The sequence below is a fragment of the Vibrio sp. L5-1 genome, assembly GCF_021728315.1.
GTDB lineage: Bacteria > Pseudomonadota > Gammaproteobacteria > Enterobacterales > Vibrionaceae > Vibrio > Vibrio splendidus_K.
The window spans coordinates 579339-592104 of the sequence record NZ_JAKKCQ010000003.1 but is presented as its reverse complement, the minus strand read 5'-3'; the positions used below and the strand labels follow the sequence as shown (position 1 = coordinate 592104).

The window sequence follows — 12766 nt, the reverse complement described above, 5'->3', positions numbered from 1 at the left end:
GATGAGAGCTTAAGTAAGGCCGCCTCTTTAGCAATTAGCCAAGCTTAACGGATCATCTGTTTGGCTTGGTTGATCGAATGGATAATAGAGACACGATCAATGCCCTTCTGATTGGAATCTAAGATTTGAGTCCACGCATCGATCGCTTGTTGATAGCGCATGCTGATGAAGTGATCGGTCGCAATCAGCATCAATGCCGTACGATCATTGGGATCAAGCTGCATTGAGAGCTCCAACAACGCATTAACATCATCACTCATCGCTTGAGAGCTAAGATAATAAAGTGCGGTTGCTTTGGCAGCATAGAGGCCAGAAGGTGCTTGAGGATCTAAGCGAATCGCATAGTCGTAGCAAGTGAATGCCGCATCGAACTCCCCTCTCTGCATGTACACACCACCAAGCTTAAACCACAAGTCGGATTGATTCGGGTCTTGTTTGAGGCTTTGTTGAAGCTCATCTTCGAAATCTGTCGCCGTGTAGTTATTGCTATCATCCAAAGGAAGTTGAGGTAACTCTTGTTTCAGTTGAGACCAGACCAGCACGCTCAAAGCCACTGCAGTAAGAGAAATCACCACATTGCCTTTTAGATGGCTGCCATTGTTGCTCGCGGCAATAACGACCGCGATCAAAAACAGACTCATTAGTACCAACGCAACCAACAACCAAATATCCATTTCACACTCCTTTTTTATTCCCCTCTACTCTATCGTTTTCATCTCCTCGCTATATTGATCAAGGTTTAGCTATCGATATTTTGACGATCACAGTTCAACGATAAAGTCAGAGCAAGATCCACACATAGCAGGCAATAAAAAACCGAGCACTTAGGCTCGGTTTTTTCATTGGTAAGCTTAATTACTTAACGTAATCGAGATTACTCAGTGTCTTGCTCGCTATCACTTTCAGAGTCAAAAGCATCTGATGCTTGCTCTTCACTTGATTCAGAAACAATCGTTCCTTCTGCATTAACTGTTTCTGCGTTTACTGCGTCAGCATTTGCTTCTTCAGTTTCTTCGCCTTCAACAATCTCAGCTTCTTCTACTTCGTCGATACGTTGTAGACCTACAACATTCTCGTCTTCAGCAGTACGAATCAGTGTTACACCTTGAGTGTTACGACCAACTTGGCTTACTTCCGCTACGCGAGTACGTACTAGTGTACCTGCGTCGGTGATCATCATCATTTCATCGCCTTCTTCAACCTGAACAGCACCAACAACTGGGCCATTACGATCAGAGACTTTGATAGATACTACACCTTGCGTTGCACGGCCTTTCGTTGGGTATTCAGCTAGCTCAGTACGCTTACCGTAACCGTTTTGAGTCACAGTTAGAATATCGCCTTCGTTTGAAGGAACAATCAGTGAAACCACTTGATCGTCTTCTGGAAGCTTCATACCACGAACACCAGAAGCGGTACGACCCATTGGACGTACTTTGTCCTCGTTAAAGCGAACAACTTTACCCGATTTAGAGAACAGCATGATGTCGCTATTACCATCAGTAATATCAACGCCAATCAGTGAATCATCGTCACGTAGGTTAACTGCGATTAGGCCGTTAGCACGTACGTTTGCGAATTGATCCAGTGATGTCTTCTTAACTGTACCGTCGCCTGTTGCCATGAAGATGAATTTCTCGTTAGAGAACTCAGAAACAGGCAGGATAGCCGTAATACGCTCACCTTCTTCTAGAGGAAGAATGTTAACGATAGGCTTACCACGAGCGGTGCGGCTTGCTTGAGGCAGTTGGTAAACTTTCAGGCGGTACGTTTTACCACGAGTAGAGAAACATAAGATGTTATCGTGAGTATTAGCAACAAGCAGACGCTCAATGTAATCCTCATCTTTCATCTTAGTTGCACTCTTACCTTTACCACCACGACGCTGAGCTTCGTAGTCGCTTAAGATTTGATACTTAACGTAACCTGCGTTAGAAAGCGTTACTACAACGTCTTCTTGAGCGATTAGCTCTTCCATGTCGATGTCATGAACCGCTGCTGTGATTTCTGTACGACGCTCGTCGCCATAGATATCACGTACCGCTTCAAGTTCTTCACGGATCACTTCCATCAAACGCTCAGTGCTTGCAAGAATATGCATTAGCTCAGCGATCTCTTCTAGAAGTGCTTTGTACTCGTCTAGAATCTTCTCGTGCTCAAGGCCAGTTAGGCGGTGAAGACGAAGTTCTAGAATAGCTTGTGCTTGAGTTTCCGTTAGGAAGTATTGGCCATCGCGGATGCCGTATTGATCTTCTAACCAATCTGGACGAGCCGCATCAGTACCTGCACGTTCAAGCATTGCTGCAACATTGCCCAATTCCCAGCCACGAGCAACAAGGCCAGCTTTCGCTTCTGCCGGTGTTGGTGCGTTTCGGATCAGTTCAATGATTTCATCAATGTTTGCAAGTGCTAGAGACAATGCTTCAAGGATGTGTGCACGGTCGCGTGCTTTCTTCAATTCGAAGATAGTACGACGAGTTACAACTTCACGACGGTGATCAACAAAACACTTCAACATATCTTTAATGTTGAATAGCTGTGGTTGGCCGTTGTTCAGAGCAACCATGTTGATGCCGAAAGTCGTTTGCAGTTGAGTTTGTGAGTAAAGGTTGTTTAGAACAACTTCACCAACAGCATCACGCTTACATTCAATAACAATACGCATACCATCTTTATCAGATTCGTCACGTAGAGCACTGATGCCTTCAACTTTCTTGTCTTTTACAAGTTCTGCAATCTTCTCGATCAGACGAGCTTTGTTCACTTGATATGGAATTTCAGTAACGATAATTGTTTCTTTACCGTTCTTTTCCATTTCAATGTTCGCGCGCGAGCGCATGTAAACTTTGCCACGACCAGTCTTATATGCATCGACAATGCCCTTACGGCCACTGATTAATGCTGCTGTCGGGAAGTCAGGACCAGGGATGTAGTCCATTAGCTCATCAATAGTGATGTCTTCATTATTGATAAATGCTAAACAGCCATCAACAACTTCGCCAAGGTTATGCGGCGGGATGTTGGTAGCCATACCTACTGCGATACCAGAAGCACCGTTAACCAATAGGTTTGGTATTTTTGTTGGTAGAACTGCTGGTATTTGCTCGGTTCCATCATAGTTAGGAACGAAGTCAACCGTCTCTTTATCAAGATCCGTTAATAGCTCACCAGCTATTTTTGACATACGAACTTCGGTATAACGCATTGCCGCAGCTGAATCGCCGTCAACCGAACCAAAGTTACCTTGGCCATCGACTAACATATAGCGTAGTGAAAACGGCTGAGCCATACGAACAATTGACTCGTATACCGCACTATCACCGTGTGGGTGATATTTACCGATTACATCGCCTACTACACGAGCAGACTTTTTATATGATTTGTTCCAATCATTACCTAATACATTCATCGCGAACAAAACGCGGCGGTGTACTGGTTTTAGGCCATCACGCACATCTGGAAGGGCACGACCAACGATGACGGACATCGCGTAGTCTAGGTATGAACCTCTAAGCTCATCTTCAATATTTACGGGCGTGATCTCTTTCGCTAGATCGCTCATAGAGCCATTTTCCCTCTATAGTCAGATCGTATTTTTGAATACGTATAAGACCGAAAAATATAACACAAATTTACCTACGGAGGCATCACTTTCCCTCTCCTTTTACCATCTTGTGACCCTTGTAGCCAATCTATTGATGAGAAATTGCACCTCAGCGTCATATCTTGCTGAAACATGGTCACTTTACACCCAATAAACTAGCAAAATTGTAGATCTTCTGGTCAGCAGGAAAAGGCAAGTTATAATGCCTGCAATTTCATGGATGCATTATTTAACTTGGAAATGCCGATTATGACTAAATCACAGAACGTAGACCCAGCAGAAATCAAAAAATTCGAAGACATGGCGTCGCGCTGGTGGGATCTAGAAGGCGAGTTTAAGCCACTACATCAAATCAATCCGTTGCGCTTAAATTACGTGCTAGAGAAAACCGAAGGCCTTTTTGGTAAGAAAGTTCTCGATGTTGGCTGCGGCGGCGGTATTCTGGCTGAAAGCATGGCTGTAGAGGGTGCGGTAGTCACCGGACTAGATATGGGTAAAGAACCGCTCGAAGTCGCTCGTCTGCACGCATTAGAAACCGGCACCAAGCTCGATTACATCCAAAGCACCATTGAAGACCATGCAGAGCAAAACCCACACACTTACGATGTGGTGACGTGCATGGAAATGCTAGAGCACGTTCCTGACCCACAATCAGTTATCTCGGCTTGTTCAAAATTAGTGAAACCGGGCGGCCATGTGTTCTTCTCAACATTGAACCGTAACTTTAAGTCGTACCTGTTCGCTATTGTTGGTGCAGAGAAGTTACTTAAGATTGTGCCAGAAGGTACTCACGACCACGAAAAGTTCATTCGCCCTGCTGAGCTTATCAAAATGGTTGATAACACTCCGCTTCAAGAACTAGGGATTACAGGACTGCACTATAACCCGTTAACGAACACCTACCGTTTAGGCCAAAAAGTCGATGTGAACTACATCGTTCACACTCAAAACTTGGGCTAAAAAATATCGGTAGCCCTACCGTAAAATATTTTGTAAAAAAGACGAATGAAAAGAGTTGCAATTACCATAAGTTTGCGACTTTTTTCAGTCTAAATTTCGTGCGCTAGCTTCCATTTTGACCACCTCGATTTAAATTTAATCGTCCAAAATCCATTGCCTATTTTACCCAAAGATCAAGGGATTTTTTTTTATGGGCGTGCAAAAATAAAGCATCCTTAAAAGGCGACTTTTGTACAATCAAGTCACGTCTAACGTCATCAGTTAGTGGTCACTTACAGTTTTTTTTCAATCCACCACTTATCCACAAGCAACCCCATTTCTTTACCTTGAAAAATATCAGTTGTAGCACTATCTTGTAACCCAACAAACAAATGACCCCTATATGTTGTGTTTGAACTACAATATATGGGTAGACCAAGATCACAAAGCCGAAACGTAATTTACAAAAATTACACAGAAATACACAAAAACACGGCCTTGTTCAGTTTTGTTAGGGAAATTAAGCAGAATGAACCAACAACTTACTGTTACCAAGCGTAACGGGCGCAAAGAAACGATCGATTTAGAGAAAATCCATCGCGTGATCACATGGGCAGCTGAAGGCTTGCACAATGTTTCTGTATCACAAGTAGAATTGAAAGCTCACATTCAGTTTTACGATGGCATTACCACGACTGACATTCATGAGACAATCATCAAGTCAGCAGCGGATTTAATCTCTGAAGAGACTCCTGATTACCAATATCTAGCAGCACGTCTGTCAGTGTTCCATCTACGTAAAAAAGCGTACGGTGAATACGAGCCGCCTGCACTTTATGACCACGTTGCAAAACTGGTTGATATGGGTAAATACGATAGCCACCTAATGGAAGACTACACGAAAGCTGAGTTCGAAGAGCTTGACGCGTACATCGACCACAAGCGTGACTTAAACTTTTCTTACGCGGCGGTTAAGCAGCTTGAAGGTAAATACTTCGTGCAGAACCGTGTAACAAAAGAAATCTACGAGAGTGCTCAGTTCCTTTACATTTTAGTTGCTGCGTGTTTATTCGGTAAATACCCGAAATCGACTCGTCTTGACTACATCAAACGTTTTTACGACGCATCGTCTACGTTTAAGATTTCTCTACCTACACCAATTATGTCTGGTGTACGTACGCCTACTCGTCAATTCAGTTCATGTGTACTGATTGAGTGTGGTGACAGCCTTGATTCTATCAACGCAACAGCAAGCTCTATTGTTCGTTACGTATCTCAACGTGCTGGTATTGGTATCAACGCAGGTCGTATCCGTGCGCTTGGTTCTGAAATCCGTAATGGTGAAGCGTTCCACACTGGCTGTATCCCTTTCTACAAATACTTCCAAACAGCAGTAAAATGTTGTTCTCAAGGTGGTGTTCGTGGCGGCGCAGCAACAGTGTTCTACCCACTATGGCACGGTGAAGTTCAGTCTCTATTAGTACTGAAAAACAACCGCGGCGTTGAAGAGAACCGTGTTCGTCACATGGATTACGGCGTACAGCTGAACAAGCTTATGTACTCTCGCCTAGTTCAAGGTGGCAACATCAGCCTATTCTCTCCTTCAGACGTACCTGGCCTTTACGACGCGTTCTTCGAAAACCAAGAGCGTTTTGAAGCACTTTACGTGAAGTACGAAAACGATCCTTCAGTGAAGCGTGAAACGGTTAAAGCCGTTGAGCTATTCTCTCTGCTAATGCAAGAGCGTGCTTCTACTGGTCGTATCTACATTCAGAACGTTGACCACTGTAATACACACAGCCCGTTTGATTCTGAAGTAGCACCTGTTCGTCAATCGAACCTATGTCTAGAAATCGCGCTACCAACTAAGCCGCTTTCTAACGTAGAAGATGACGAAGGTGAGATTGCACTATGTACGCTTTCGGCGTTTAACCTAGGCGCAATCAACGAGCTAGACGATCTGGCTGAGCTTTCTGAACTGGTTGTTCGTGCTCTAGATGCGCTACTTGATTACCAAGACTACCCGCTTCCAGCAGCACGTAAGTCGACAATGAACCGTCGTACTCTAGGTGTGGGTGTAATCAACTACGCATACTACCTTGCGAAGAATGGTGTTAAGTACTCTGATGGCAGCGCAAATGGCCTGACTCACCGTACTTTTGAAGCAATTCAATACCACTTGCTAAAAGCGTCTGTTGAACTAGCGAAAGAGCAAGGCCGTTGCCCATCTTTCCACGAGACCAACTACGCGAAAGGCCTACTACCAATCGATACTTACAAAAAAGATATCGACTTAGTATGTGAAGAGCCACTGCACTACGATTGGGACACGCTACGTGAAGAGATCATGGAGCACGGTCTGCGTAACTCTACGCTAACAGCGCTTATGCCTTCTGAGACTTCGTCTCAAATCTCGAACGCGACTAACGGTATCGAGCCACCACGTGGCTATGTATCAGTGAAAGCGTCGAAAGACGGTATCCTGAAGCAAGTTGTTCCAGATTTCCTAAATCTTAAAGAGAACTACGAACTACTTTGGAACATTGGTACTAACGACGGTTACCTGCACTTAGTGGGTATCATGCAAAAATTCGTTGACCAAGCTATCTCTGCAAACACTAACTATGATCCAAGTGTTTACGACAGCGGTAAGGTACCAATGAAGCAGCTGCTTAAAGACTTGCTAACAGCGTACAAGTACGGTGTTAAGACGCTTTATTACCATAACACTCGTGATGGTGCTAAAGACGACCAAGGCGATGCAGTTCAAGTGCCGGAAGAAGATTGTGAAGGCGGCGGTTGTAAGATCTAAACCGCAATAAACATTAAGACCCCAGAGAAGTTATCTTCTCTGGGTTTAAAGCATTAACAGGGTCCGTTTTATTGCGGGTCTTTAAAGGATTTGAGGCATTTATGGCTTACAGTACTTTTTCTCAACAAAAAAATGACCAACTAAAAGAACCAATGTTCTTGGGTCAGTCGGTAAACGTTGCACGTTACGACCAACAGAAATTCGAAATCTTCGAAAAGTTGATCGAAAAGCAGCTTTCTTTCTTCTGGCGTCCAGAAGAAGTAGACGTGTCTAGCGACCGTATCGACTACAACAAGCTTCCTGAGCATGAAAAGCACATCTTCATCTCTAACCTGAAGTACCAAACGCTTCTAGATTCTATCCAAGGCCGCAGCCCTAACGTTGCCCTACTTCCTTTGGTATCACTGCCAGAAGTTGAAACTTGGATTGAGACTTGGTCATTCTCTGAAACGATTCACTCTCGTTCATACACGCACATCATCCGAAACATCGTGAATGATCCAGGCGTAGTATTCGACGATATCGTTGAGAACGAAGAGATCCTGAAACGTGCGAAAGACATCGCGTTTTACTACGATGATTTGATCAAGCTGACGGCTGACTACCACCGCTACGGTGAAGGCAACCACAACATCAACGGCGAAGACGTTAAGATTTCACTTCACGACCTGAAGAAGAAACTTTACGTATGTCTAATGTCTGTAAATGCACTGGAAGCGATTCGTTTCTACGTAAGTTTCGCATGTTCATTCGCATTCGCTGAGCGTGAGTTAATGGAAGGTAACGCGAAGATCATCAAGCTAATCGCTCGTGATGAAGCACTTCACCTTACTGGTACACAGCACATGATCAACTTACTACGTAATGGCCAAGATGACTTCGAATTCATGCAGATCGCTGAAGAGTGTAAGCAAGAGTGTTTCGACCTATTCAAAGAAGCGGCTGAGCAAGAGAAAGAGTGGGCAGAATACCTATTCAAAGATGGTTCTATGATTGGTCTAAACAAAGATATTCTTTGTCAATACGTTGAGTACATCACTAACATCCGTATGCAGGCTGTTGGTCTAGGTACTGCTTACCCAGAAGCAACGTCGAACCCAATTCCATGGATCAACGCTTGGTTGTCTTCAGATAACGTTCAAGTTGCTCCACAAGAAGCTGAAATCAGTTCTTACCTAGTTGGCCAAATCGACAACGAAGTAAAAGCTGACGACTTTGAAGGGTTTGAGCTGTAATGCCAACAATCAAAATCAACAAGCTGACTTCTATTGAATCTAACCCTTCAAATACTCTATTGGAAACAATGGAACAAGCAGGGTTAGAGCCAGAATACAACTGCCGAGATGGCCACTGTGGCGCTTGCCGCTGTACGTTGGATTCTGGTGAAGTCGAGTACGTTGGTTTTGCTATGGCTTACACACAAGCCAATGAAATTTTGCCATGCATCTGCAAAGCAAAAACTGAGTTATCGCTGAGTAACGTTATTCATAGAAGCAAGCAAAAACGCGCATAAGCAACTGGCTTTAGGTCGCTTTGCTCGAATAACTTCAATAAGAACTAAAAAGGGTCCGCTTCCTCTAGGAATGCGGACCCTTTTCTATTTATGTCTTTAGGTATCTGAGACGACTCGCCTCTCACTCAACCAAAGCCTTTCTGCTAACTTGCTGCCACAAAGCCAAACCAGACGTTTACTACTGAATAAGGTTCAAAGTCACTGAGCCAATGTAACAAGCGCTTCGGCACTCTCCGCAGCCGTTACACTTATCTTTGTCCACCGTAGGCAACTCCCCTGCTTCGATTTGAATCGCACTTGCTGAACAAGCGGTTTGGCACGCATTACAATCCATTTGCATGTAGTTGTTACAGCTATCCGCAAAGCTAGGCTTGAGGTCGATATAAGGCGTGACCGTTGGATGAAGTGCGCCAGTCGGACACACTTCACTGCACTTGTTACACATAGAACAACTGTTGTAATCCAAATTCAGCAGCGCACTGCCCTCTAGCATCTCTATAACGCTATTCGGACACGCTTGCTCACACAATCGACAACCGTCGCAAAGACGCTCAAACAGCACCTCATCGACCGCTCTTGGCGGCCTTGCATACGAGCGCTGTGACTTCTCTTCATAATTCGCGGCAGCTTTAACCGGTTTAGAAAGTCGAGTTAAGAAACCGCGTCTATTTGAATTTATTTGTTCAGACATTAGTCGATATATAACTTTTTAGGAACAACGTTTATTTTATATTCAGATGTTAGGTATTTAAGCCAATATATTACATCAGTTGATAGTTTCTTATAAAAAGATAGTTCTGATGCTGTATTTAATTTTTCCAAATAAACAGAAGACCAAGTTAATAAATGGGACCCCAATAATTCACACGCTGAATCAATATTATTGTTCTCTAACAAATACGCATGGGCGAATAACATTAAACCAAATTGATCTTCCGGTTCTCTTAAGCCCGTGTCTAATTCAATCTGATTCAATTCTAAAAACTGTCGATACTTTACAGTAGAAGCACCGAACACAACGCGGTCTTTATCTAGGTAAACAGACCCCCAAGGCGGAGCTGGCATGTCGCCAACGCCTTCAAACAGGCGGCTAAACTCCGCTGAGAGTGCATCTTCGTCTTCACTTCTCAATGCCTGCAAGCATTCTTCAGAGAGCACTTTACTCTCCACCAAAGCTTCGACAATGGTGATCAACTGTTCTTTACTTGTCGCTTGATAAAATAGCGAACCCAATAATTTATGCGTATCGATAATCATTATTATTTATACCGTTATAGGTTTAAAGATAATTATATTAATAAATACATTTCATTCTTTGATCCATTTTATACATTCGATTCATAACATTTAAATTTCGCTCTTATTTGATGCCAATCAATCAATATTTAGAAATAAAAACATAAAGAGCAAACTACCTATAAAGTGCTAGTCATCAATAACAATAGGCATCTTAGAATGACGAATAAGAAAGAATCTGGGGTAATGAATCTTACTCGAAGAGGCTTCATGAAGGCTTCTTCTGCGGTAGGTAGCGCAGCCGCACTCGCGGGCGGTATCGCTTTACCTTTCAAATCCAAACCAGTAGCGGCTGCGGTTGCTGAGAGTGTGGATGAGAAAATCGTATGGAGTGCATGTACTGTAAACTGTGGCTCTCGCTGCCCATTACGTATGCATGTGCAAAACGGTGAAATCAAATACGTAGAAACAGACAACACAGGTACTGACGAATACGGTCATCACCAAGTTCGTGCGTGTCTACGTGGTCGCTCTATGCGTCGCCGTGTTTACAACCCAGATCGCCTGAAATACCCAATGAAACGCGTGGGTAAACGTGGTGAAGGTAAGTTCAAGCGTATTAGCTGGGAAGAGGCTTACGATGAAGTCGCTGGCACCATGCAACGTCTTATCAAAGACTACGGTAACGACACCATCTATCTAAACTACGGTACAGGTACGCTGGGCGGTACGGTAACTAAGTCTTGGCCACCAGCACAAACGCTGATTGCTCGTCTAATGAACTTAAGTGGTGGTTACCTAAACCATTACGGTGACTACTCAACAGCGCAAATCGCGAAAGGCTTGAGCTACACCTACGGTGGTTGGGCAAACAACAACTCTTTCTCTGATCTAGAGAACACCAAGCTTAACATCCAATTTGGTAACAACCCTGCTGAGACTCGTATGTCTGGCGGCGGTCTGATCCACCATTATGTAGAAAGCAAAAACAAGTCGAACGCAAGAACGATCATCATCGACCCTCGCTACACCGATACTGCCGGTGGCCGTGAAGACCAATGGATCCCAATCCGTCCTTCTACAGATGCTGCATTGGTAGCGGGTCTTGCGCACGTAATGATCACTGAAGACCTTGTCGACCAACCGTTCCTAGACAAATACTGCGTAGGTTACGACGAGAAGACACTGCCGGCATCGGCGCCTAAAAACAGCGACTACAAATCTTATATCCTAGGTTTAGGTGAAGATGGCGTAGAGAAGACACCAGAATGGGCTTCTAAGATCACCGGTATTCCCGTTGATACTATCGTCAAGCTTGGTCGCGAGATGGGTACGGCGAAACCATGTGCGATTCACCAAGGCTGGGGCTTACAGCGCACTGCGAATGGTGAGCTAGCGTGTCGTGCAATCGCAATGCTGTCATTACTAACCGGTTCTGTGGGTGTGTCTGGCGGTTCAACAGGCGCTCGTGAAAGTGACATCAACATTCCGTTTGTTCGCTTCCCTACTGTGCCAAACCCAGTTGAAACTTCAATTTCAATGTTCATGTGGACAGACGCGATTTACCGTCACCATGAAATGACCGACATCACTGACGGTGTTCGCGGTGCAGAGCGCCTTAAGAACCCAATTAAGATGATCTGGAACTACGCAGGTAACTGCATCATTAACCAGCACTCAGACATCAACAAGACTCACGCGATTCTTCAAGATGAAAGTGCGTGTGAAATGATTGTCGTGGTTGATAACCATATGACTTCTTCAGCGAAATACGCCGATATCATCCTGCCAGACTTAACAACGTCTGAGCAAGACGACTGGTGTATGGATGGTAAAGCAGCGAATATGCCTTACTTCATCTACGCGCAGAAAGCGATCGAACCTCAGTTCGAAGCGAAGTCTATCTATGAAATGTGCTCTCAATTAGCGAAGCGTATGGGCGTCGAAAAAGAGTTCACAGAAGGCCGTACACAAGAGCAATGGATTGAGCATCTTTACGCTGAAACTCGTAAGAACGATCCAACACTGCCAACCTTCGAAGAGATGAAAGAGCTGGGTATCTACAAACGTAGCTACGACCACCACTACATCGCTTACGAAGACTTCCGTAACGATCCTGAAGCGAACCCACTGACAACACCAAGTGGCAAGATCGAGATCTACTCAGAGCAACTGGCTGATATCGCGAAGACTTGGAAACTGAAAGAAGACGAAGTAATTCACCCACTTCCCGTTTACGTGGACTCTTTTGAAGGTCATAACGATCCACTAGCAGAGAAGTACCCACTTCAGCTAACCGGTTTCCACTATAAGGCTCGTACTCACTCGACTTACGGCAACGTTGCTGAAATCAAAGCAGCAGCACCGCAAGAGTTGTGGATCAACCCGATTGATGCTCAAGAGCGCGGTATTAAAAATGGCGACATGGTCAGTATTTTCAACGACCGTGGCGAAGTACACATTCCAGCGAAAGTGACACCTAGGATTCTTCCTCGAGTTGTCGCACTAGGCGAAGGTGCATGGTACGCACCAGATGGTCAGAAGATCGACCATGCAGGCTCTATTAACGTGCTGACGACTCAGCGCCCGAGCCCACTTGCTAAGGGTAACCCTCAGCATACAAACCTAGTTCAAATCAAAACGCTAAACAAAGCATAAGGTA

The 12766-nt window shown here is 44.5% G+C and carries 9 protein-coding genes; 5 read left to right on the top strand and 4 right to left on the bottom strand.

All coding sequences use genetic code 11. The features are described 5' to 3' along the window. Positions 1-44 precede the first annotated feature (44 nt). Both L3V35_RS15075 and gyrA read right to left on the bottom strand, forming a co-directional pair. Positions 45-674, bottom strand: a complete 630-nt coding sequence (locus tag L3V35_RS15075) for a tetratricopeptide repeat protein (protein WP_171313118.1) — start codon at positions 672-674, stop codon at positions 45-47. A 200-nt stretch (positions 675-874) separates the two neighbouring features. Then, positions 875-3562, bottom strand: a complete 2688-nt coding sequence (gene gyrA, locus L3V35_RS15070) for a DNA gyrase subunit A (RefSeq protein WP_237300178.1) — start codon at positions 3560-3562, stop codon at positions 875-877. 258 nt (positions 3563-3820) lie between these two features. On the opposite strand from gyrA, the gene ubiG reads away from it, so the two are divergent. From ubiG to yfaE, 4 genes are all read left to right on the top strand, one after another. Further along, positions 3821-4564: a bifunctional 2-polyprenyl-6-hydroxyphenol methylase/3-demethylubiquinol 3-O-methyltransferase UbiG gene (ubiG, locus tag L3V35_RS15065; protein ID WP_017078713.1), complete on the top strand. Its 744-nt coding sequence runs from the start codon at positions 3821-3823 to the stop codon at positions 4562-4564. Between the two features lie 508 nt (positions 4565-5072). Then, positions 5073-7355, top strand: coding sequence for a class 1a ribonucleoside-diphosphate reductase subunit alpha (nrdA, locus tag L3V35_RS15060; RefSeq protein WP_108176287.1), 2283 nt, complete (start codon positions 5073-5075; stop codon positions 7353-7355). A gap of 101 nt (positions 7356-7456) precedes the next feature. Next, positions 7457-8590 (top strand): class Ia ribonucleoside-diphosphate reductase subunit beta, encoded by a 1134-nt coding sequence (gene nrdB / locus L3V35_RS15055; RefSeq protein ID WP_004733365.1) that lies wholly within the window; start codon positions 7457-7459, stop codon positions 8588-8590. After that, positions 8590-8868 (top strand): class I ribonucleotide reductase maintenance protein YfaE, encoded by a 279-nt coding sequence (gene yfaE, locus L3V35_RS15050; protein WP_004733364.1) that lies wholly within the window; start codon positions 8590-8592, stop codon positions 8866-8868. Before nrdB ends, yfaE begins: the two co-directional genes overlap by 1 nt. Positions 8869-9046: 178 nt before the next feature. On the opposite strand, the gene napF is transcribed toward yfaE, so the two are convergent. Together napF and L3V35_RS15040 are read right to left on the bottom strand one after the other, a co-directional pair. Next, on the bottom strand, positions 9047-9559 hold the full coding sequence (napF, locus tag L3V35_RS15045) for a ferredoxin-type protein NapF (protein WP_004733363.1): 513 nt from the start codon (positions 9557-9559) through the stop codon (positions 9047-9049). Next, a complete protein-coding gene (locus L3V35_RS15040; RefSeq protein WP_237300177.1) occupies positions 9559-10125 on the bottom strand; it encodes a molecular chaperone in 567 nt (188 codons plus the stop codon). Before L3V35_RS15040 ends, napF begins: the two co-directional genes overlap by 1 nt. Before the next feature lie 198 nt (positions 10126-10323). Between L3V35_RS15040 and L3V35_RS15035 the strand changes: the two genes are divergently transcribed. Continuing rightward, positions 10324-12762, top strand: a complete 2439-nt coding sequence (locus tag L3V35_RS15035) for a DmsA/YnfE/YnfF family dimethyl sulfoxide reductase (RefSeq protein ID WP_237300176.1) — start codon at positions 10324-10326, stop codon at positions 12760-12762. The last annotated feature ends 4 nt before the right edge of the window (positions 12763-12766 follow it).